This is a genomic window from Providencia sp. PROV197 (genome assembly GCF_028479625.1).
Lineage (GTDB): Bacteria > Pseudomonadota > Gammaproteobacteria > Enterobacterales > Enterobacteriaceae > Providencia > Providencia vermicola.
The window spans coordinates 53,636-76,159 of the sequence record NZ_JAMPNZ010000027.1 but is presented as its reverse complement, the minus strand read 5'-3'; the positions used below and the strand labels follow the sequence as shown (position 1 = coordinate 76,159).

At 39.6% G+C, this 22,524-nt stretch carries 16 protein-coding genes and 2 tRNA genes; 11 read left to right on the top strand and 7 right to left on the bottom strand.

Translation table 11 applies throughout. From position 1 onward, the window contains the following. Positions 1-16 precede the first annotated feature (16 nt). Both gyrA and rcsC read left to right on the top strand, forming a co-directional pair. The gene (gyrA, locus tag PR808_RS15870) at positions 17-2,617 is read left to right on the top strand and encodes a DNA topoisomerase (ATP-hydrolyzing) subunit A (protein ID WP_272539634.1); all 2,601 of its coding nucleotides are present in this window, start codon (positions 17-19) and stop codon (positions 2,615-2,617) included. Positions 2,618-2,777: 160 nt separating this feature from the next. Further along, positions 2,778-5,621 carry a two-component system sensor histidine kinase RcsC gene (gene rcsC / locus PR808_RS15865; RefSeq protein ID WP_272539633.1) on the top strand — a complete coding sequence of 948 codons (2,844 nt, stop codon included), beginning with the start codon at positions 2,778-2,780 and terminating at the stop codon, positions 5,619-5,621. A 63-nt stretch (positions 5,622-5,684) separates the two neighbouring features. Here rcsC and rcsB read toward each other — a convergent pair whose 3' ends face one another. Continuing rightward, positions 5,685-6,335 (bottom strand): response regulator transcription factor RcsB, encoded by a 651-nt coding sequence (gene rcsB, locus PR808_RS15860; RefSeq protein ID WP_206082322.1) that lies wholly within the window; start codon positions 6,333-6,335, stop codon positions 5,685-5,687. Between the two features lies 1 nt (position 6,336). Then, positions 6,337-9,012 (bottom strand): phosphotransferase RcsD, encoded by a 2,676-nt coding sequence (rcsD, locus tag PR808_RS15855; RefSeq protein WP_272539632.1) that lies wholly within the window; start codon positions 9,010-9,012, stop codon positions 6,337-6,339. A 213-nt stretch (positions 9,013-9,225) separates the two neighbouring features. Here rcsD and PR808_RS15850 point away from each other — a divergent pair. Together PR808_RS15850 and PR808_RS15845 are read left to right on the top strand one after the other, a co-directional pair. After that, positions 9,226-9,313 (top strand) — tRNA-Ser (locus PR808_RS15850). Positions 9,314-9,318: 5 nt separating this feature from the next. Next, positions 9,319-9,394, top strand: a tRNA-Thr gene (locus PR808_RS15845). Positions 9,395-9,658: 264 nt separating this feature from the next. Here PR808_RS15845 and PR808_RS15840 read toward each other — a convergent pair. Beyond that, positions 9,659-10,009 carry an SH3 domain-containing protein gene (locus PR808_RS15840; protein WP_272539631.1) on the bottom strand — a complete coding sequence of 117 codons (351 nt, stop codon included), beginning with the start codon at positions 10,007-10,009 and terminating at the stop codon, positions 9,659-9,661. Between the two features lie 79 nt (positions 10,010-10,088). Between PR808_RS15840 and PR808_RS15835 the strand changes: the two genes are divergently transcribed. Next, entirely contained in the window at positions 10,089-10,592 is a 504-nt protein-coding gene (locus tag PR808_RS15835; RefSeq protein ID WP_272539630.1) for an AAA family ATPase, read from the top strand. An 831-nt stretch (positions 10,593-11,423) separates the two neighbouring features. On the opposite strand, the gene gltP is transcribed toward PR808_RS15835, so the two are convergent. Further along, complete coding sequence (gene gltP, locus PR808_RS15830) at positions 11,424-12,731, bottom strand: glutamate/aspartate:proton symporter GltP (protein ID WP_206082318.1); 1,308 nt, start codon at positions 12,729-12,731, stop codon at positions 11,424-11,426. A gap of 573 nt (positions 12,732-13,304) precedes the next feature. Continuing rightward, positions 13,305-13,967, bottom strand: a complete 663-nt coding sequence (locus PR808_RS15825; RefSeq protein ID WP_206082317.1) for a GntR family transcriptional regulator — start codon at positions 13,965-13,967, stop codon at positions 13,305-13,307. 413 nt (positions 13,968-14,380) lie between these two features. On the opposite strand from PR808_RS15825, the gene PR808_RS15820 reads away from it, so the two are divergent. From PR808_RS15820 to PR808_RS15800, 5 genes are read left to right on the top strand one after another with little or no spacing between them, the layout of a single operon-like run. Then, positions 14,381-15,622 carry an NRAMP family divalent metal transporter gene (locus PR808_RS15820; protein WP_206082316.1) on the top strand — a complete coding sequence of 414 codons (1,242 nt, stop codon included), beginning with the start codon at positions 14,381-14,383 and terminating at the stop codon, positions 15,620-15,622. A 14-nt stretch (positions 15,623-15,636) separates the two neighbouring features. Then, positions 15,637-16,416, top strand: coding sequence for a LamB/YcsF family protein (locus PR808_RS15815; protein WP_272539629.1), 780 nt, complete (start codon positions 15,637-15,639; stop codon positions 16,414-16,416). Then, complete coding sequence (locus PR808_RS15810; RefSeq protein ID WP_206082314.1) at positions 16,413-17,219, top strand: putative hydro-lyase; 807 nt, start codon at positions 16,413-16,415, stop codon at positions 17,217-17,219. Before PR808_RS15815 ends, PR808_RS15810 begins: the two co-directional genes overlap by 4 nt. Positions 17,220-17,228: 9 nt before the next feature. Beyond that, positions 17,229-18,815: a 5-oxoprolinase/urea amidolyase family protein gene (locus PR808_RS15805; protein WP_272539628.1), complete on the top strand. Its 1,587-nt coding sequence runs from the start codon at positions 17,229-17,231 to the stop codon at positions 18,813-18,815. 4 nt (positions 18,816-18,819) lie between these two features. Beyond that, positions 18,820-20,562 carry an acetyl/propionyl/methylcrotonyl-CoA carboxylase subunit alpha gene (locus PR808_RS15800; RefSeq protein ID WP_272539627.1) on the top strand — a complete coding sequence of 581 codons (1,743 nt, stop codon included), beginning with the start codon at positions 18,820-18,822 and terminating at the stop codon, positions 20,560-20,562. A 40-nt stretch (positions 20,563-20,602) separates the two neighbouring features. Here the strand turns inward: PR808_RS15800 and PR808_RS15795 are convergent, their stop codons facing one another. Continuing rightward, positions 20,603-20,872, bottom strand: coding sequence for a hypothetical protein (locus PR808_RS15795; RefSeq protein WP_206082311.1), 270 nt, complete (start codon positions 20,870-20,872; stop codon positions 20,603-20,605). Positions 20,873-21,290: 418 nt separating this feature from the next. Between PR808_RS15795 and PR808_RS15790 the strand changes: the two genes are divergently transcribed. Next, positions 21,291-21,833: a DUF924 family protein gene (locus tag PR808_RS15790; RefSeq protein WP_206082310.1), complete on the top strand. Its 543-nt coding sequence runs from the start codon at positions 21,291-21,293 to the stop codon at positions 21,831-21,833. A gap of 54 nt (positions 21,834-21,887) precedes the next feature. Here the strand turns inward: PR808_RS15790 and PR808_RS15785 are convergent, their stop codons facing one another. Continuing rightward, positions 21,888-22,481 carry a TorD/DmsD family molecular chaperone gene (locus tag PR808_RS15785; protein ID WP_206082309.1) on the bottom strand — a complete coding sequence of 198 codons (594 nt, stop codon included), beginning with the start codon at positions 22,479-22,481 and terminating at the stop codon, positions 21,888-21,890. Positions 22,482-22,524 lie beyond the last annotated feature (43 nt).

The window sequence follows — 22,524 nt, the reverse complement described above, 5'->3', positions numbered from 1 at the left end:
GAGGGACAGTGGTTCCATGAGCGAGATTGCCAGAGAAATCACCCCAGTCAATATTGAAGAAGAGCTGAAAAGCTCGTATTTGGATTATGCAATGTCCGTTATTGTCGGCCGTGCACTTCCAGATGTTCGAGATGGACTGAAGCCAGTACACCGTAGAGTCCTCTTTGCGATGAATGTATTGGGAAATGATTGGAATAAACCCTATAAAAAATCTGCCCGTATAGTCGGGGACGTTATCGGTAAATACCATCCACATGGTGATAGCGCTGTTTACGAGACAATTGTTCGTCTTGCTCAGCCTTTCTCTATGCGTTACATGCTGGTAGATGGTCAGGGGAACTTTGGTTCGGTTGACGGGGACTCCGCAGCCGCAATGCGTTATACGGAAATCCGTATGGCGAAAATTGCCCATGAGTTACTGGCGGATCTTGAAAAAGAAACCGTAGATTTCGTTCCAAACTATGATGGTACAGAGCAAATTCCTGAAGTCATGCCAACGAGAATCCCTAACCTACTGGTTAATGGGTCGTCAGGTATTGCTGTCGGAATGGCAACCAATATTCCGCCTCACAACTTAGGCGAAGTAATTAATGGTTGTCTTGCCTATATAGAAGACGAAGATATTAGTATTGAAGGCTTAATGGAACATATTCCAGGGCCAGACTTCCCAACTGCGGCCATTATTAATGGTCGTCGCGGTATTATCGACGCTTATAAAACGGGTCGTGGTAAGGTGTATATCCGTGCCAGTGCCGAAGTTGAGGTTGACGAAAAAAATGGCCGCGAAACCATTATTGTTAGCGAAATTCCTTATCAGGTGAATAAAGCACGCCTGATTGAAAAAATCGCTGAATTAGTCAAAGAAAAACGTGTTGAAGGTATCAGCGCATTACGTGACGAGTCGGACAAAGACGGTATGCGTATTGTGATTGAAATAAAACGCGATGCAGTGGGTGAAGTTGTTCTGAACAACTTGTATTCATTGACTCAATTACAAGTGTCTTTCGGTATTAATATGGTGGCTTTACACCAAGGCCAACCAAAAATTCTAAACCTGAAAGATATCATCGCTGCCTTCGTTCGCCACCGCCGTGAAGTGGTGACACGTCGTACGATCTTCGAATTGCGCAAAGCGCGTGATCGCGCACATATCCTTGAAGCATTGGCTATTGCATTAGCTAACATTGACCCAATTATTGAGTTAATCCGTAAAGCACCAACGCCAGCTGAAGCAAAAGCGGGGCTGATTGCACGCTCTTGGGATTTAGGCAATGTTGCCGCTATGCTTGAACGTGCAGGTGATGATGCAGCGCGTCCAGAGTGGCTTGAAGAGCAATTTGGTGTTCATGATGGTCAATACTTCCTGACTGAACAACAAGCACAAGCGATTCTTGATTTACGTCTGCAAAAATTAACGGGTCTTGAGCACGAGAAATTACTGGAAGAGTACCGTGAGCTGTTAGTGCAAATTGAGGCACTACTGTTTATCTTAAGAAGCCCTGAGCGTTTAATGGAAGTGATCCGCGAAGAATTAGAAATTATTCGCGATACTTACAATGATCCGCGCCGCACTGAAATTACCGAAAACACCGCTGACATCAACATCGAAGATCTTATCAATCAAGAAGATGTCGTTGTTACTTTGTCTCACCAAGGTTATGTGAAATATCAGCCATTGTCTGATTACGAAGCACAGCGTCGTGGTGGTAAAGGTAAATCAGCTGCAAGAACGAAAGATGAAGATTTTATTGAGCGCTTATTAGTCGCGAATACTCACGATACCATTTTGTGTTTCTCAAGCCGTGGTCGTTTGTATTGGATGAAAGTGTATCAATTACCTGAAGCTAGCCGTGGTGCGCGTGGTCGTCCTATTGTTAACTTATTGCCACTGGAGCAAGATGAGCGTATTACAGCTATCTTACCTGTACGGGAGTACGAAGAGGGTTATACTGTCTTTATGGCAACCGCAAGCGGTACTGTGAAGAAAACCCCTCTGCAAGACTTTAGTCGTCCAAGAAGTGCAGGTATTATTGCCGTGAACCTCAATGAAGGGGATGAACTCATTGGTGTAGATTTAACTAATGGTTCTAATGAAGTCATGTTGTTCTCTGCTCAAGGTAAAGTCGTTCGTTTCTCTGAAGATGCAGTGCGTGCGATGGGTCGTACCGCAACGGGCGTTCGTGGTATTAAATTAATGGACGACGATAAAGTTGTTTCTTTAATTATTCCACGTGGTGAAGGGCATATCTTAACCGTAACAGAGAATGGTTATGGTAAGCGTACTGAAGAAGCGGAATATCCAACAAAATCTCGTGCAACTCAAGGTGTTATCTCCATTAAAGTGAGTGAGCGTAACGGGAACGTTGTGGGTGCGATTCAAGTTGATGATACTGACCAAATCATGATGATCACGGATGCGGGAACCTTAGTTCGTACTCGTGTTTCTGAAGTGAGCATTGTGGGCCGTAATACACAAGGTGTTACCTTGATTAGAACGGCTGAAAACGAAAAGGTTGTTGGATTACAGCGTGTTGCTGAGACTGAAGATGATGAGAATGCAGATGAAAGCACCGACGAAAATGGTGCTGATGATGCAAATATCAACGATCAAGAATAAACAACGCCTTTAAGCGATATAACGGGCAGCACGGAGATGGCTGCCCGTTTTATTTATCTTCCATAGAACCATCTATTTTATTCCTTTTCATGTTTATCGTTTTTTAATATTGTAATCGAGTATAATTCGCTGTTGTGATAACGCATAATTAGGAAGACACTTGAGATACTTACCCTCATTTAAAACATCATTAAGATTGTCCCGGGATCTTTTTCGTATCCTTGGATTGATGTTATGGGGCATGGGTGCCTTTATTACATTATTTTTTCTCTATTCTCAATTTAATGAATACAAATCGGATATTCGTCAGCAATTCCATTCAGGTTTTGAAAGCTTACAATCGTATATTCAACAAACAGGTGAAACGCTACAAGCTATCCAATCCATGACAGAACAGCATCGGATTAAATTGGATAGGTATAAAAATTTAAATGAAAATGAGCCTGAATTTATGACATTACCTGGCTCAGTAAATTACTCTTACTATAAGTTAACGCTAAACTCTGATTGTGATTATTTTCAATACCGTTCTCAGGGGTATTTACTGGCTTTTGAACAACTAAATTATTTTTGGAAAGAGAGTATTGCAGTACCTCAAGGATTGAATCACGTTTTTGTCATTGGCTCCCAAAGTTATTGCTTAGTGGACTATCCAATTCGTTCGACGGTTTCTGATATTGAGACGCTCAAAAAGGTTGGTTATGAAAGTGCGCACTCTTACCAAAGTCTAAAATCACAAGGTAAAGAGCGTAATATATATACTATCGTACATGGTGCACAACCTGATAATGGCCAAGTTTATTTGATCCAACCGATTCAAAACCAGGGAGCTGTGACAGGGTTTATCGGTATTGAGCGTGCGATAAATTTAAATCAATTTAATATCAGCAAAGATAAATCCATCGAAATCATGGTGGTAAATTCCCATAATCAACCTGTTTTATACTCGTCAGCAGAGGTCAACCCGAAAAATTCAGCATTGTTGGCGATTGCGGAGCCCTCATTCTTTGGTTTTAATTCTGATTACTCAAAACTCATTTTTAAAAAACGGTTATTACCTGCACAACTCACTGTTTTCTTTTCAATTCCGACGTCCGAGATTTTATCCAACCTTGAAAGCACTATATTTTATGGCGCGATGCTAAATATTTTTACTGCGGTTTTGCTATTTTTTTTGATTTGGCTGCTTGAAAGAAAAATGTTAGAACCTGCAGCGAACACCGCTATTCGCTTAGAAGAACATGAACAGTTTAATCATAAAATTGTTGCGTCAGCACCTGTTGGGATTATTATTTTAAGGTTAACGGATGGCGGGAACATACTGAGTAATGAACTTGCACACGATTATTTTAGACTGCTTAATGATGATGACAAGCAGCGAGTTTTGACGATCATTCGCCAAAAAACGAGTAATTATATTGATGTTGTGACCACCAACGGAACTCACTTACAAATTAGCTTCGTAAATTCTCGATATCAAAACGAAGATGTGGCGATTTGTGTGTTGATAGATATTAGCATCCGTGTACAAATGGAAAAATCACTGCAAGATGTTGCGGATGCAGCAGAACAGGCGAACCATGCTAAATCGATGTTTTTGGCAACAGTGAGCCATGAATTAAGAACGCCGCTGTATGGGATCATTGGAAATATTGAATTATTACAACGTTATGAGTTATCAGAGAAAGCAACTCGCTTAGTTTCTACAATGGATAATTCCTCTGCATTATTATTGCAAATTATCAGTGATATTTTAGACTTTTCTAAAATTGAATCTAAACAACTTAAAATTGAAAATAAACTATTCAATTGTCGAGACGTTTTTGCCTTTGTATTAGCGAATTACCTGCCATTGGTATCGAAAAAAAGAATTTCACTGTATTCATATATTGAGCCTGATATCCCTGATTTGATATTGAATGACTCAGTGCGGTTACAACAAGTGGTCTCTAATATTGTGAACAACAGTATTAAATTTACCCATTCAGGTTTCGTCTTGCTCCATGTTTGGAAAGATAATAATTATTTAAAAATTGAAATCCGTGATTCAGGAATTGGTATGACTAATGCGGTTGTTATGCAGTTGTTTGATCCATTCTTTCAAGTTTATGATCAAAATAACACGGGCCATAAAGGTACAGGGTTAGGATTAGCTATCTGTGAAAAATTGATAAACTTGATGGATGGGGATATGGAGGTGAGTTCTCAGCATGGTCTCGGAAGTTCCTTTATTATACGTATTCCATTATATGGGCAAGAATATATTCAAAAAAATATACCTGAATATCGCGCAAATTATAAAATCGCCGTCTCGTGTAAAAATGAATTTTTGATGAGTTTTCTGTCACGCCTACTCAAACATGCTGAATTTTCCGTAGTCACTGGGAATGATATTGATACACAGAAGGCTTATGACCTACTCATCACTGATTTTACTGACACAATTTCAGTACAGAGCCGTTACCAAATCAGGCTTTTAAGTTGCTATGCAGGAGAGTTTTATGAGGCTCAGCCAAATGAGTGGATTTATAATACTTATCAATTAGATAAGCTACCGCTACTTATTGATAAGTGGTTAGTTAAAGTTGCAGAAGAAAATATAAAGAACCAGAATATTCATGAGCCTATTGAAGCGGATTGTCGATTGAGTGGGTATCATGTTTTAATTGTTGATGATCATCCAATTAATCGAATGTTATTGAGTGAGCAACTTGCCAGTATTGGTTTTAGTACAAGCACTGCAGTTGATGGTATTGATGCGCTTAAGTATTTGAAAAATAACCGTGCAGATATCGTTTTATCAGATGTGAATATGCCCAATATGGATGGATACCAGTTGGCTCAGGAATTACGACTTTTAGGGGAAACATTACCGATTATTGCATTAACCGCCAATGCAATGGCAGAAGAAAAACAACGCTGTATTGATGCAGGGATGAACGAGTGTTTATCTAAGCCAACAACTATTGCAATTTTGCGTGAAACACTTATTCAATTTTGTTAACGTAATGAATAAAAAATAAAAACCCGCAATCGGGTTTTTATCGTTTAGATGGGCTGATAAGCCTTATTCGGAAGGAGAATTATCAATACTCACCGATGAGAGATAATTGAGTAGTGCAATATCATTTTCTACACCCAACTTCAGCATCGCAGATTTTTTCTGGCTACTGATTGTTTTAATACTGCGATTCAATTTCTTAGCAATTTCCGTGACTAAAAAACCTTCTGCAAATAAGCGTAAAACTTCACTTTCTTTTGGTGATAAACGCTTGTCACCATAGCCACTTGCATTAACTTTCTCGAGTAATTTGCTGACGCTTTCAGGTGTGAATTTTTTACCTTTTTGTAAAGCCGCAAGCGCTTTTGGTAAGTCTGCAGGCGCACCTTGTTTTAAAACAATGCCTTCAATATCCAGCTCAAGAATAGCACTTAAGATAGCTGGGTTATTATTCATGGTCAGAACAATAACGGAAAGGTCAGGATAGTGGCGTTTAATGTATTTAATTAGTGTAATACCATCGCCATATTTATCACCTGGCATAGATAAATCAGTAACTAGAACGTCAGCATTTAAGCGCGCTAAGTTATTAATCAAAGAGGTTGAATCTTCAAACTCACCTACGATATTCACCCATTCGATCTGCTCAAGTGACTTTCGAATACCGAAAAGAACAATAGGATGATCATCGGCAACAATGACATTTAGGTTATTCATATTATTGGTTACCTTCTGGCATTAGTTTTTTGACTGAATTATCCAGGTCTCTAATGCAATTTCTTATTTCAATTCCGTTTTTATCTGCTATGTAGTGTTCTAAGTCCTCGCAAAGTTTATGAAGAACTGTAAATTCGAGCATAGCAAAAACTCCTTTTAAACGATGTGCAGTGTTTTTCAATTCGGCTAAATCCTCAACACTTTCACTATTATACAGTTTATTAATATCTATCGGTACTGTTGTGATGAACAAATCTCGATAACCGCTTTGTGCCAAAGCAAATTGATATGCCGCAATCGCTTTTTCTGTAGTGGCTAAAGGTTCATCAGGTAGAGCTATTTCATTAATATTACTGCTATCGGTATTGGCATTTTCTATTAATAAAGAAATCGCATCAATCAGTTCATCTGCAAAATTGTAGTTAGCTTCAATATAATTATGATTAACTTCATTTATTGAAGTGATACTTCCGTCAACTTTAAGTGTATATTCAAACGCTTCTTCATTGTTATCCGTGATGAGTAAATCCCAATCTGATTGGGCTGAGCTTTCGCTTAAATCAAGAAATTCAGCACCGTAGTTTGACAGTGTACTTCTTACTATACGAGAGATGTCTGCATTATGGATATTTAAACGAATGTACACATCTTCTAATAGTGCAGGGTATTCATGCTCGATAGATTCATTAATGGCAGGCAGTGAAAGTTCATAATGTGTTCCAATCGCAGTACTTGAGCGAATAGAAAGCGTGCTGTTCATCTTTTTTGCCAACAATTTGCATAAATAGAGTGCCATTCCTGAGCGCGTAAATTGTGCTGGTTTAACAGTTTGCGCACTAAACGGATTTTGCAGATTACTCAGCTCTTGATTACTCAAGCCTGTACCGCTGTCTCTAATATTGAGAGAAATAATATGTTTCTCTGTATCATAAGATAGCGTGAATGAGATCTTTCCAAAAGAGGTTGTGACAAGAGAATATTCCCAAATTAGTTGTAAAAGGTTTTGTAGGTATATAGGGTTTACTTCAATTAGGGACTCTGGATTTACATTGTTATGGAAATAGAGCGATAGACCTTTATTATTGATTTTCGATAGATTGTTCTTGAGAAACTGGTTGATCAATTGACTGATTGAAATTGCCTCAGGTTTGAGAGAGGTTTTCTGTGACTCTAATTGGTTAAGAAGTTCAATATTATTAAACCAAGAATGAATTGTAATTAATTGATTTTCAATCTCTTGTAGTATGGATAGTTCACTAGGGTCAGTAGGTTGTGTTAACTGAGAGAATTGTAATTCCAGCGCTGACAGTGCGGGTAAAATTTCATGGCACATATTTTCAAGTACAACTTTACGCATTTGAATATTTTTTTGATATTCACGCATTGCGAGTTCTTGGCGTTTTTGCGTCAAAACCTCTTTATCTTTATCCATAATAATAAAGAGTGCGGCATTAGGCATTGCGTCATTTTCTACGAGTACAACTTCGAAGATATTATTTTCTATGGAGACTTGAATAAAATCATGGTTATCTATGGCCATTTCTTTTATGTGAGCGAGATCCATTGAAGGTAATAGCTGATTAGCAAGATTATTACTGAGGATTTTCGTGTTGGTATTAAAATCGTAAACCAAGATCCCATAAGATATATGATTGATGATATCGTTATTCAGTGACTCTTTAAACTGGAGCTCCTGCAGCATGGATGTGTTCGGTGAAATCAAACGTTTACGTAGGAAAAGTAGCGTTAATACCGCTAAAAAAATCATGGCTATCATGCAAGCAATTAGCCAAAAGTTATAGCTAATAAGATGAAAGATAATCGTTTTTAACGAAATATGATAATAAAGCTGATAGGGAGTGCCGTCTATTGGTTGTGAAAATATAAGGTTTGTTCCCATTAATGTGGTATTGGTTTCAGGGCCCAGTGTGCTAGTTGGGCGAGAGTTTATTGTGAAGAAGTCGCCATCTAATGAAGAAGGAATCAATGAATTCATCGAAATATCAAATGATATAACACTGGTTAATTGCCCTGGTGAATTAAACATCAGCCGGTATGTATAGTAATATACATTTTCAGGGGAGTATTTTTGTACGTTAGAGATGATTTCCCGTCGGTCAAGTAATGTGGATTGAGCTAGCATGTCGGCGCGTTTTTCTTCCGCCGTGAGTGTTAGATAGCTTTCTTTGAAACGCAATTCAGGTTTTAGAACGGAATGAGTGGTCACAAGAACTAAAGTGTTATCTAACCCATTTAGGTAATACATGGAGTTATATTCATTTCTTGCCCCCCAAACGATCTCCATGTAGTTAGCTAGTTTAGTTGCGAGTTCATTATTGGTGGCTTTATTTGGCCCGAATACAATGGCATCTAAGGTTTGGTTGGTGCTAGTCAACCAATAAATATCATGGCGTATTTCCATCGCGGAAAGTGGGGTATTTGCAGAGACGTGTGATTTATCGTTAGCAAGTTTATAAATATGACTTGCTTGATAACGGTAGTCTTCAATTTGATAGGCTAACCTAGTTGCCATGCTATGAAGTGCAGTTTGGCGGCTTTTTACCCATTCTTGATAGTAGTTAAAAAGTGATAACGAAAGTATCACAACTAACAGTAAAATAAATGTCGCAAAAATGCGTGAAAGGGCATTTGGTTTTAATAATGTTTGTCTGTACATACTCGAGCACGCGATCCCATCGGCAAATTTATTATTAGATTAAAAATCATACGCCTAGAGTACTAGTAGACTCCGATTTTGCACAGATATTACCATTTTTCTTGGTAAAATGAGAACAATTGAGTGAAGATTAGCCAAATGAATTAAAAAAAGCAATTTTTTTACTTTCGGGGGTAGACAAGGAGGTCAGATTCCTCCATAATCGCGCCCCATGGAGAGATGGCCGAGCGGTCGAAGGCAGCGGTCTTGAAAACCGCCGATGGGTAACCATCCTAGAGTTCGAATCTCTATCTCTCCGCCAAATTAGCCGGCTTAGCTCAGTTGGTAGAGCAACTGACTTGTAATCAGTAGGTCACCAGTTCGACTCCGGTAGCCGGCACCAAATAAGAACCCGTTAACTTGAAAAAGTTAGCGGGTTTTTTCTTTTTAGTTCTCTGTATAATTACAATACGCTAAGTAGTAGTTGTGCCATCGTATAACATCAGTTTATTACTCCATTTTACATGCTCAGCAAGATGATTTAGTACTAAGCATGTCTTTCACCATTAAAGCCTGTAGAGAAGTGGGATTTAATTTAAGAAATGCAATAAAATGAGCGAATTTCTGTTGTTATAAAGCATAAAAAAATCAAGAGATGCTTTAATGCTTAAAGTTCTTCTTGCAGATGGCAAAGCGGAACCCAACCTTCTTGGTTTTTACTATTTTTAGCCCAAATCCATTGATTGATTTCCCGTGTGGATGTGAGTGTTTCACCAGTAACTACATTAAGCTCTAATGCAGTGTAATCTTCAATTGCAATGGCAGACTTGGAATCAATAAGCTGGATGATTTGCTTAGGAACAAAGCCTTGTAGGTTATTAAAACGGCATTCTAACCAATTCTCCCACCCTTCATCTCCGATATATTCATCACCGACAGACAGAATATCCCCTTTGCAAAAATGTATAGGGTTAGGGAATTCTGAAATATGTGATTTAACGACAGTAAATTTACGCATTATTTGTAGTCTCAAATTTTGAACATAGCGCGGTACTAACCATTTATAGTCTAATTTAAACGTAACTAAAAGCATAAGAATGAAAATTTGTATTGTAGGTACATCGGGAGTTGGTAAAACAACGTTCGCAAAAAAACTGTCTAAGGAATTTAATATTTCACTATACAGTTATGATGATATTTATTGGGATAAAAGCGGAGGGGAATACCACAAAAATACCCAAATTATTATTAATTCTTTGGTTTCAAATGTATTGTCACAGGATAAATGGATAGTTGAGGGGGCATATGACAAACGACTTTTGCCATTTTTTAATGACTCCATGTTAATCATACATTTAAAAAAGCCACATCATGTTTGTACCACTCGGATTATAAAACGTTTCTTATTGGCACGTATAGCGAGGACACAACCAAAAGAAACGTGGAAAAACACTTGCGAGTTATTGCACTTTACTAAAGAATTTGAATCTCGATTAGAGGCCTTTTTTGCCTTACACCCTGAATTTCATGCAAAGAAAGTCATTATAAATCGCAATTATTTATGTGTGATTGACATTGTTAAGTCTTTCAAAGGTACCTAATTAATATCACTTCTTAGTATTGACTGGCTCTGAGGAAGAGAAAACAAGTTATCAATATTGGCTAAAAAAATAGCCCCTGGTGTTGGGGCTTAAAAGGGATGGTACTACTAGGATTAACTCATAGAATTAGTTATACGCGAATGAGCGTCATTTTTTGCAAGTGATAGTTAAAATTAAATTAAGTTTTGTAAAGTAATTAAAGGTAAAGGAAATCACGTTAGGCTCAGAGGTGGTATCGGTGATGGCGATGGTCTTGCTTATAGTTATGGTCGAAAGGGGATGAGGTATTAAGATATTGGTGCAGTGGAAATATAAATTTCATTGCGTATTGAAAATAGATATTTTTAGTTAAAAATTAATTTTCAATAATAAGTTAAATTACCTATTATTATTTTTAATAAAGAAAAGCCTCGTTAGATGACGAGGCTTTTTTTGTTAGAACCAGCTGTGTAGCATAAAATAGGATAATGAAAATACAAAAATTACCATTAGGTGTTGAAGCACCTTTAAAAATAAAAGAAATCTTCTTATTTGATTCATTTTTTCCTGCTCAGACTAACAAATATACGAAATACTTAGTGCAAGATTTATAGCGTAGTTAAGATATCAATAAAGTTCCAATGACTAAAGGTAAATTATTTAAAAAAATAAAATAAAAGAAAGAAATAGGTATATGTGACTAGTGTTAAAGATATCTTAAATATATATAGAAAATATTGTTATAATGAATGCGTAAGGGAAAATATTCTAGACTTGTATTTTTTTTAGAAAATGATGCCCTATCTAATTGTCAGAGAGGGCATCATTGTAATAGCTTATTTATATTTTGAATTAAAAGGTACTTTCATACTCACGTGCTTTTTTGATGTCGTAATTATGTTCCCATTTAGCAATAACGAGAGCGGCCAATGCATTGCCAACAACGTTAAGAGCAGTACGTGCCATATCTAAAATACGGTCAACACCTGCAATGAATGCAAGGCCTTCCAATGGGATCCCAACACTGCCTAATGTCGCAAGTAGTACAACGAATGATACACCAGGAACGCCTGCAATCCCTTTTGACGTGATCATCAGGGTAAATACGAGTATCAGCTCTTGGCCTATGGATAATTCAATACCATAGAGTTGGGCGATAAATATTGCTGCAATACTTTGATATAAAGTGGAGCCATCGAGATTAAATGAATAACCGATAGGAATAACAAAACTGGTTACAGATTTTGGTGCGCCGTACTTCTCCATTTTATCCATAATGCGTGGAAGTACAGTTTCAGAGCTTGCTGTGGAATAGGCCAATAGGAGCTCATCTTTTAATATTTTCATTAACGTGAAGATATTAATTTTGCAATAACGCGCAACAATTCCTAATACCACCACAGCAAAGAAAATAATTGCACAGTGCACAAGAATAACCAATTTAAGTAATGGGACTAATGATGAGAACCCAAAGTTTGCAACGGTGACTGAGATCAATGCGAATACCCCGATTGGTGCATACATCATGATCATATTAGTCACGCGGAACATGGTTTCAGAAAATGTTTGTAACACATCAAGCAGTGGTTGTTTTTTCTCAGCGGGTAAAGATGACAGCCCTAAACCGAAGATAACTGCAAAAAAGATGACAGGGAGCATGTCACCACTTGCCATCGCAGCAAAAATATTGCTAGGGACTAAAGTGAGAATGGTATTGATAATCCCTGATGGATGACTTTCGACTTCTTGTGTCGTTTTTTCGTATTGAGAAATATCGACTTGGGTGAGTTGAGACATATCAATACCAACACCCGGTTGAAATATATTTGCGAAGGAGATACCAACAATAATGGCGATTGTGGTAATCACTTCAAAATAGAGAATGGTTTTGAAACCGAGAGAACCTAATTGTTTTGTATTTCCGACACCAGCGATACCCACGATGAGCGTTGAGATAACAATGGGCACAACGATCATTTTAATTAACTGAATAAATATTTTACCCGCGGGAGAAAGGATATTTAAAATAAGCCAATCTTTGTACTCTGTATTGTCATGCAAAAGTGCACCAGCAATAACACCTAAAATAAGAGCAATCAGTATTTGCCATCCTAGGCCAAATTTAAAGGGCTTCTTATTAGTCACTTGGTTTAATGTCATAATGAAATCTCATTTATATTAATAATTTTTATGTATGCTTTTTTATTATCGTAAATTTTATAACGAATATTCGAGAAAACTACAACTATTAACTCGATTTATTTGAGTAATTTCAGTGGGTAATTTATATCAATTCGTTACTTTTGTTAAATGAACGGCCTTAAAGTCAATTAATTGTGATAATTTTGTGTTTGATGTAAATTCTTGTGGCATGAGAAAGTTAATTTTCGAGTTACATTAAAAAAATGAAAGTGTTTTATTCTGGTTATTTTTACGTTAAAAATAAGTTAAATGCGTAAGGGGGGAAACTAGATTGGATGAAAAAACAAACAAAAGTACTTTTTTTATTACATACCGATATAAATAGAATATTAAAATTAAAGATATGAATGTGATTAATTAACAATGCAGAGTTTTCTACTCGATAAATTTAAACTTATTTTGCTGTAATATTCGTAAAAATTTTTATTGTGGGAATAAGATGATTCACTCAAATTTTTGTAATGTAAAAAATTTAATCTGGGGGTAATTCAAAGAGGGGAGGAACAGCGTTAATTTGGTAAAACAAGAAAATTAAAATGAAGTTTGGCTGCGTTTATAAGCTGCCAATAGTGTTCGTTCAGATAAATCAAGGTAGCTGCGTAAGGTATTTGCAGCTTCAAGGTTGTGGCCTTTATCGAGTAGCTCAAGAATAAATTGGTTTTTATCAATATAGGGTGCATATAAAATTTTGGGGTCATTTAGGTGCCCAAAAGCGAGACGTAATTCAGCAGATATATTACGATAAAGTTTGATAAGCCGCTCGCTATCGGTTAATTCGACAATAGCAGTATGGAATTTCATATTGGCTGTGCCCACACCAATCCAATTCTCGATTTTTTCATGTTGACGCGCATCAACAACTGCATCTTTCATTTTTTGCACGGCAGGATGTAACGCATAAGCGTGTTCTAGTGCATTACATTCAATGAGCCGTCTCACATGGTAAATATCAATAATCGCAGACATATCAGGGACTGACACAAAAACGCCCTTATTTGGTGCATAGGTCAGTAATCCTTCTTGTGTTAATACACGAAAGACTTCGCGAAGCGTATTACGTGAAATAGCGAGTTCATCACTCAATGTTGCTTCAGACAGCCGCTGCCCTGGCGTGATTTCCCCTACGGTGATTTTAGCACGGATGACTTCCGCAATCGTGACTGACAAGGTTTGAGCAACAGGCGTTTTTTTCATAAAAATGCAAACTTGAATTTGGTGGATGATGAAGCGGCTATATTCACATATTCAAGTTTAAGCGGCAAGTTTCCTTTCAAAAACATCAGGGTGCATCCCCTGATTTGCACCTATATGGTGAAAAATAGCCTAAGCCGCACTGAATTAGTGCATTCCAATGAGATCCATAACCTATTTTTTGCTTTCATTGTTAAAAAAGTGATCACGCCTTGATTTTTAAATCATGGATAACGATTTTTATTGATTGTTTATTCGTCATCTCATACTAATTGTTCAACAATCCATTAAAGATGAATTAACAATTAACATAACAAGTAGAACAATGGCACGATAATTGCCTGAGTGATAATCGCAATAACAACATCTACAACGACACAAATAATTAAAACAATAACACATAGAGGAGTATGTATATGGCAGCTCAAGAAAGCGCACCAAGCACTGCTGAGTATGTGAAAAGTCGCCGCTCGTCACTAATTGGTGCCATATTTTTGATGGCGACGTCTGCGATAGGTCCTGGGTTTATTACCCAAACTGCAACATTTACTGTAACGTTGGGCGCGGCGTTTGCTTTTGGTATTTTAGCCTCCATCGTGATTGATTTTGTTGTGCAGCAAAATATCTGGCGAGTCGTGACATTAACCAAAATGCACTCATCACAAATAGCGAATGCGACTATCCCTGGGAGTGGTTATTTACTGGCAATATTGGTGATTTTTGGCGGCTTAATTTTTAATATCGGTAATATTGCAGGGGCAGGACTAGGGTTAAATGCACTTGTTGGCCTTGACCCAAAATGGGGAGGATTAATTAGCGCCTTACTTGCCATTTATATTTTCTCATCACGCAAAGCCAGTACATTTATTGATAGGTTAATTATTGGCCTCGGGATTGTCATGATTGGTTTAACCGTGTTTGTCGCAATTGCATCGAATCCACCCGTTGGGGAAGCGCTACGTCAAAGTGTTTTACCCGATACCGTCGACTTTGCGATGATTACGACAATTGTGGGCGGTACGGTTGGCGGCTATATCTGTTATGCGGGGGCTCATCGCTTACTCGATAAAGGCACGGTAGGGATTGAAAACATTCATGTGGTATCCAGTGCGGCAACAAAAGGAATATTGGTTGTTGGTTTAATGCGCTATGTCTTATTCCTTGCCATTCTAGGAGTTGTTGCAAGTGGCGTAACAATTGATATCTCTGGTCATGCAGCTAACCCCGCATCTCAAGCTTTTCAGGCTGCTGCGGGTAATTTTGGCTTACGTATTTTTGGATTGATCTTATGGGCTGCGGCACTAACAAGTGTGATTGGTGCGGCTTATACGTCGATGAGTTTTTTAACTGCTTTCAAACACACTATTTCTGAAAGACAACGTAATATCGCAACGATCATTTTTATTGCAGTTTCTCTGATAGTGTATTTGCTGATGGGAACGGCACCTGCTGCATTGCTAGTTTTTGCAGGGGGATTCAATGGATTAATCCTGCCAATTGGTTTGACTCTTTTTGTCTATATTGGCTGGAAACGTGCAGATTTGATGTCAGGTTATCACTATCCACGTTGGTTATTATGGTCAGGTGTGGTGACTTGCGCACTGACTTGGTACATGGGGGCGATGTCAGTCAGCGCCATCTTTAATTATCTGAAATAACCCTTGGAGTGATGATGAAAAAACAAATCGATTTAAATAGCGACCTTGGGGAAAGTTTTGGTCAATGGCAGATGGGAAATGATGAGGCTATCTTATCTGTAGTCAGCAGTGCAAATGTGGCTTGTGGCTTTCATGCGGGTTCACCTGAAGGGATCTTAAAAACCTTAAAAGCGGCCAAAGAAAATGGTGTGGCAGTAGGCGCTCATGTAGGGTATCCCGATTTAGTGGGATTTGGACGTCGAAATATGGATATTGCTTCCAGTGAATTGATTGCGGATGTGATTTACCAAATTGGCGCACTAAAAGGCTTAGCCACTGCTGCGGGTACTGATGTGTTATATGTGAAGCCCCATGGTGCACTTTATAACACGATTGCACATGATAAACGCCAAGCTATCGCAGTGATTGATGCAATCAAAGCGATTGATAATCATTTAATTCTTGTTGCATTAGCGGGATCTCCGCTGATTGGTTGGGCACAAGACAGTGGTTTGCAAGTTGTGGCAGAAGCCTTTGCAGATAGAGCTTACAACAGCGATGGTACATTGGTTTCCCGTAAACTCGCAGGCTCTGTATTACATGACCCAAAAATTGTGGCTGAGCGTATGTTGCAATTAGTGCAGGAAGGCGGTGTTGTATCTATTGATGGTAAATTTACCCCAATTGATGCTGGCTCCATTTGTGTTCACGGGGATAGTCCAGGTGCGCTTGAAATGGCACAACAAGTTCGCTCTATCCTTGAAAAACAAGGGATTGAAATTTATGGCTTTGCCCATAAAGGAGAGCGCGAATGACACAATTAATGAAAGCCTCTACGCAAGCGATTGAGGCCGCACGAATTGCCCGCGAAGCGATACGTAATGGCTATGATAAACCGACTGCAGGTCTTGCTCCAGGTATGACGCAGGCCAACATGATTGCACTTCCTCGTGATTGGGCGTTTGATTTTTTATTGTACGCACAACGTAATCCGAAAAGTTGCCCAGTATTAGATGTGTGTGAATCGGGAAGTTGGCAAACCATGTTAGCTGAAGGTGCAGATTTACGAACTGATATCCCGCGTTATCGCGTATGGGAACATGGGCAATTAGCCGATGAAATCACGGATGCGACCGCAATTTATCGACAATATCCTGATTTAGTTACATTTTTGATTGGCTGTAGTTTCACATTCGAGACACCTATGATTGAGGCAGGTATTGATGTGCGCCATATCACCGATAAATCGAATGTCCCAATGTATAAAACCAATCGCTTGTGTCGCCCTGCAGGGCGCTTACAAGGGGAGTTAGTGGTTTCGATGCGACCAATTCCTGCAAACCGCGTTGCTGATGCTGTCAGTATAACAGGGCGATTCCCCGCCGTTCACGGTACACCTGTGCACATTGGTGCTCCTGAGCAGCTTGGCATTGCCGATATAATGCAACCCGATTTTGGCGATGCGGTACGTATCGAAGAGGGGGAAATTCCCGTATTTTGGGCCTGTGGTGTGACGCCACAAGCGGCAGTGATGAAATCGGGGGTGCCATTTGCGTTAAGCCATGCGCCTGGATATATGTTCATCACTGATGTGCCTGATGCGGCTTATCATATATAGAGGTGCCCATTGAGATTTTTACCTGTCAATTTAAGTGCGCTGATGGTAGAGCTTCAAAGCCTTGAGCAGACAATGGCGCTCACAGATTCATTGTATGAAACGCCAATTAAGGGGATTGAAGAAATCACACCTGCAGCAAGGACGATTTTAGTTCGCTATAACCCTATCATTGTTAATGCGAAAAATTTGGTTAGCCAGATTTCTGTCAGAGATATTTCGAAAGTGACGTCTAAATCGAGCAAATTAGTGGTCATCCCAGTGCATTATACAGGGGAAGATTTAATAGAAGTTGCTGAAATATTAGGTGTTTCTATCAGTGAAGTGATCCGTCGTCATACGGAAAATGAATACCACGTTGCATTCAGTGGTTTTGCACCTGGTTTTGGTTACATGGTGTCGAAAGATGCACAGTTGCATGTCCCTAGACGCCAATCACCACGCGTTCGTATCCCCGCGGGTTCTGTCGCGCTTGCAGGGGAGTTTAGCAGCGTGTACCCACAAGCAAGTCCAGGCGGATGGCAACTGATTGGTGTGACAGATCTTGCTATGTGGGATATCAATCGTCCCGAGCCTGCTTTAGTCCAAGCGGGCTCACGGGTGAATTTTACCAATGCAGCGAAAAGTACGCTGAGCTATAGCCTGCCTGAAAAGGTCAAGCAAACAGCAATCTCTCAGAATTTAACGAATGATTTCACCGTATTAGCGACAGGGTTACAAACATTATTCCAAGATTTAGGCCGTGTTGGCCAATCAGCGCTGGGTATCTCAGAATCAGGGGCTATGGATAAAACGGCTCTGCGTAGCGCTAACCGCCTTGTGGGTAATCGTTCCGATGAAACCGTGTTAGAAATCACGCAGGGTGGTTTTAAGGCACGGGCAAATAAAAATTTAATCGTTGCTGTCACAGGGGCGCCTTGTGCAATTGAAATAACGACAAACAACAACGAATACTACGAAGCGAATGTGTATGAAACTCTTCATCTTGCTAAAGGCGATGAGATTAAACTGGGGCGCCCAACGAAAGGTGTTCGCAGTTATTTGGCCATTCGTGGTGGTTTTAATGTTGCCCCGATTTTATCGAGTCGTTCGTTTGATACCCTAGCCCAAGTTGGGCCATTACCCTTAGCGGTTGGTCAAGAGCTCGCAATAAATAATCAAACAACTTCGCAAGCTATCTCCGTTAACGAAATGCCTGCTTTTGATTACCCATCAGCAGATGATGTTGTGGTTTTAGATGTTATTTTGGGGCCAAGAACAGATTGGTTTACTCAGGAGGCTATTGAGCGACTCACTCACCAATTATGGCAAGTGACTGCTGCATCGAACCGTATTGGTTTGCGACTTCTGGGTGAACAACCGTTTGAGCGAAAAATCCAACAGGAATTACCGAGTGAAGGGACCTGTATTGGGGCGATCCAAGTCCCTGCAAATGGACAACCTGTTTTATTTTTAAACGACCACCCATTGACGGGCGGATACCCCGTTATCGGTACTGTCTGTGAGTATCATTTGGATCTCGCAGGGCAAATTCCAGTGAATGCCTTAATACGTTTTAACCCATTAGGCGAGTTTAAAGAATTACAAGGGAGTGATTGAGCTTATGAATACGAACAACAATAACAAAGACCATAAAGTATTGATTGCCAATCGTGGCGAAATTGCTGTACGCATTATCCGTGCATGTCGTGATTATGGTTTTCAATCTGTTGCCGTGTATGCAGATAGCGATATAGCTGCGTTACACGTCAAAATGGCTGATGAAGCTTATGCTTTAGGGGGGAGCACCCCAGCTGAAAGTTACTTAAATATTGAAAAGCTGATAAGTATTGCCAAGAAATCAGGGGTAACAATGGTTCACCCAGGATACGGTTTTTTATCCGAACGAGCAGAGTTTGCTCGCGCGGTTAACGAGGCAGGGTTAATTTGGATTGGCCCGAGTGCTGAAAGCATTGATATCTTAGGGGATAAAGTGCAAGCTCGTCATATCGCAATGCAGGTCGGAGCCCCTTTGGTTGTCGGGACAAAAGACCCTGTTAAAGACGCGCGAGAAGTGGTGGAGTTTGCCCATCAACATGGCTTGCCGATTGCAATAAAAGCGGCGTTTGGCGGTGGTGGACGAGGCTTAAAGGTTGCATGGCAAATGCATGAGGTCGAAGAGCTTTATCATTCCGCTGTGCGCGAAGCGACCGCTGCATTTGGTCGAGGTGAATGCTTTGTTGAGCAATTTTTGCATAATCCACGCCATATTGAAGCACAGGTTATTGCAGATACGCATGGCAATGTACTGGTCGTGGGAACCCGCGATTGCTCATTGCAACGTCGTAATCAAAAATTAGTCGAAGAATCTCCTGCTCCATATTTATCAGAAAAGCAATTACAGCAAATTATCACTTCATCGACCGATATTTGTAGTAAGGCGGGGTATGTCGGCGCGGGTACGGTTGAGTTTTTGCTTAGCCAAGATGGAACGTTATCTTTCCTTGAGGTCAATACAAGATTACAAGTTGAGCATCCTGTGACAGAAGAAACGGCAGGAATTGATCTGGTTATTGAACAGTTGCGTATTGCACAAGGCCTGCCGTTAAGTATCAATGAAATGCCTAAACCGCGGGGGCATGCTTTTGAGTTTCGTATAAATGCAGAAGATGCAGGAAATGGTTTCTTACCGACGCCAGGGACGATTACCGTTTTTGATGCACCATCAGGGCCAGGTGTACGAGTGGACAGTGGGGTAGAAGCAGGCACAACAATCCCGCGAACTTTTGACTCTTTAATGGCAAAACTGATCGTGGTTGGAAATACCCGTGAACAAGCTATTTCACGTGCTCGTCGTGCTTTGGCTGAGTTTACTATTGAGGGGGTGGCTTCTGTTTTACCTTTCCACCAGGCTGTGATGGAACAGGCTGATTTTTGTGGCGATTTTAAAGTGCACACTCGCTGGATTGAAACGGAGTTTAATGTGGATATTCCTCCTGCGCCACGTCAAATTCCACAAGATAGCAATGCATTAACGCGTACGTTTATTGAAATTGATGGCAAACGCTGTGAATTGGGCTTGCCAGCTGAGCTCCTTTCTGGTTTATCCGTTAACAATGCACCAGTAACAAAAGTGACTTCTAAAAAGGAGAGTAATCCAGATGCTGTTAATGCTCCGATCTCAGGTGTGTTATTTAACTGGTTAATCCCACAAGGTGAAAAAGTGAACGAAGGGGATATTATTGGGGTAATGGAAGCAATGAAAATGGAAGTTCAGGTGCTTGCTCATCAAACAGGAACCTTAGAACATAGTGTCAATAAAGGCGATTTTATCGAAGCAGATTGCCAAATTGCACAAATAAATTAGTTAATCCTTTAGCTAACTTGGGTTCAAATAGGGGCTCAAGTTAGCGTGAATGGCGTTCTGGCAGTGAACGTAGAGGGGGATGCGGTGCTGGAACAGCATGTTTTTCTTCCGCAGTCATTTCTTCGCTATCACGATAGACCTCCCCGCAGAGGAAATACAGATTAGGGCGTTTTGACTCGAGGTAGCTTTTTCTGCTAACACATTGTTCTTGAGTGAAAATGGTGTCAGTGACAGGAAGTGCATCACATGAATCTGTCCCGCAAGGGCTGACCCATAATGCCCAACCAATAAGTACCATATGTCCTGCCATTTACATTGCCATCCTTAATGAGAGCCAATATTAAACGCTGAAGAATTATTAATGTGGCGTCGTGTACTTAAACGCGTTAGCTATACAATTATCTTATCAGTGAAATTCTAACATTAGCTTAACCAAATGTATCTATTTCCTCTTGATAAACAGATGTCCTCACATTAAATAACAAAACATGAAAATTGAAAAAGTTTAAACCTATTATAGTGATAGATACAATAATTTACCTCAGGTATAAACAAGCTAATTTGTTAAATTGTGACAAAAAATGTTGTGCAATTTTTTAGCGTTAGGTCTCAAAAAAACAAAATAATTTGCTGTGAATTGCTGTTTTTAGAGTTTAACTCTGTTAATTAATACGATTATTAACTAGGATTACGATAACGTCTAATAAGAAAATCGATAGGAATATACGATGAATGCCATGGAAGAAGTGCTTTCATTTTGGTTTGAAGAATCAACACCAAAACAGTGGTTTGAAAAAAGTACAAAATTTGATTCGACGATTGCCCGCCGTTTTTCAGCGATTTGTGAGCGTGCAGCGAAAGGAGAACTCGCTTATTGGCGTGCGTCAATTCGTGGTCGTTTAGCGGAAATTATCGTGCTTGATCAGTTCTCTCGTAATTTATGGCGTGATACTCCGCGCGCTTTTGCTCAAGATGCGATGGCGTTGGCGTTAGCGCAAGAAGCCATCAAGCAGCATGATTATAATTTATTGACGCTATCGCAACGTAAATTTGTCTTAATGCCTTATATGCACTCAGAGTCCAGTTTCATTCATTTACAAGCAGTGGAACTCTTCCGTATGTTAGGGGATGACAATACGTTAGATTATGAAATGCGCCATAAAGCGATTATTGATAAATTTGGTCGTTATCCGCATCGTAATACGGTTTTAGGCCGCCCATCGACCCAACAAGAGCTGGCTTTTTTGCAAGAGCCAGGCTCCTCATTTTAACGTTTAAACAACCAAAGAGCAGATAGCTTGAGCTTACTCTTGGGTATAATAAAATTAGCGGAATAACTCAACCTGAATTGGTGTAAGTTCAAGTTGTTTTTGTAAGTCAGTTAAGTAGACTTCAGTGACCTTGGCGATATTTGGGTAGAAGGCGTTTTCTGTTTGCGTTTGTTGAACTAAGGTTAAGTAGCGGTATGCCCACGGTAATAAATGCTGCTCCAACAATTCAACGATAGCGTCATCTTCCCCATGTTCTGCGAGCGCTGAAATTGCCATCAACATCAAGCCAAACTGGTCTTCAGGTTCTCGAATGCCAGTATCAGTAACTAACCCTTTTGATTGCAGTAAGTTGCGATAAGCCGCAGTTGACTCTCCCATGACGGTATTATCATGCTCAAAGTACACTGATCCCCAAGGTGGAGCAGGCATGCTACCTTGCCCTTCAAATAAGACAGAGTAATCATAAGCAATATCATTAGGGGCAGTTTGTGCCAATGAAGCACAAATAGCCTGAATTTGTTCTGAGTCTTTCCATGAGTGTAATTGTGGTAATTCACCTAAGGCGGAATAGACGTTCTGTAAGGTATCTGATTGTGGGGAATAGTAAAAAAACGCACCTAAAATGCGCAGTATAGTGGTGTCTAGCATCGTATTTTATCCATCTTATTTCGCGCTGCAGCATGGCATTTTA

Bases quoted from the DNA above. Each gene is read 5' to 3' on its own strand.
- PR808_RS15795 (WP_206082311.1), bottom strand. From the start codon at position 20,872: ATGGCAGGACATATGGTACTTATTGGTTGGGCATTATGGGTCAGCCCT.
- PR808_RS15800 (WP_272539627.1), top strand. From the start codon at position 18,820: ATGAATACGAACAACAATAACAAAGACCATAAAGTATTGATTGCCAAT.
- PR808_RS15835 (WP_272539630.1), top strand. From the start codon at position 10,089: ATGAAAATTTGTATTGTAGGTACATCGGGAGTTGGTAAAACAACGTTC.
- gyrA (WP_272539634.1), top strand. From the start codon at position 17: ATGAGCGAGATTGCCAGAGAAATCACCCCAGTCAATATTGAAGAAGAG.
- PR808_RS15785 (WP_206082309.1), bottom strand. From the start codon at position 22,481: ATGCTAGACACCACTATACTGCGCATTTTAGGTGCGTTTTTTTACTAT.
- gltP (WP_206082318.1), bottom strand. From the start codon at position 12,731: ATGACATTAAACCAAGTGACTAATAAGAAGCCCTTTAAATTTGGCCTA.
- PR808_RS15810 (WP_206082314.1), top strand. From the start codon at position 16,413: ATGACACAATTAATGAAAGCCTCTACGCAAGCGATTGAGGCCGCACGA.
- rcsB (WP_206082322.1), bottom strand. From the start codon at position 6,335: ATGAATAACCTAAATGTCATTGTTGCCGATGATCATCCTATTGTTCTT.
- PR808_RS15840 (WP_272539631.1), bottom strand. From the start codon at position 10,009: ATGCGTAAATTTACTGTCGTTAAATCACATATTTCAGAATTCCCTAAC.
- rcsD (WP_272539632.1), bottom strand. From the start codon at position 9,012: ATGTACAGACAAACATTATTAAAACCAAATGCCCTTTCACGCATTTTT.
- PR808_RS15815 (WP_272539629.1), top strand. From the start codon at position 15,637: ATGAAAAAACAAATCGATTTAAATAGCGACCTTGGGGAAAGTTTTGGT.
- PR808_RS15825 (WP_206082317.1), bottom strand. From the start codon at position 13,967: ATGAAAAAAACGCCTGTTGCTCAAACCTTGTCAGTCACGATTGCGGAA.
- PR808_RS15820 (WP_206082316.1), top strand. From the start codon at position 14,381: ATGGCAGCTCAAGAAAGCGCACCAAGCACTGCTGAGTATGTGAAAAGT.
- PR808_RS15790 (WP_206082310.1), top strand. From the start codon at position 21,291: ATGAATGCCATGGAAGAAGTGCTTTCATTTTGGTTTGAAGAATCAACA.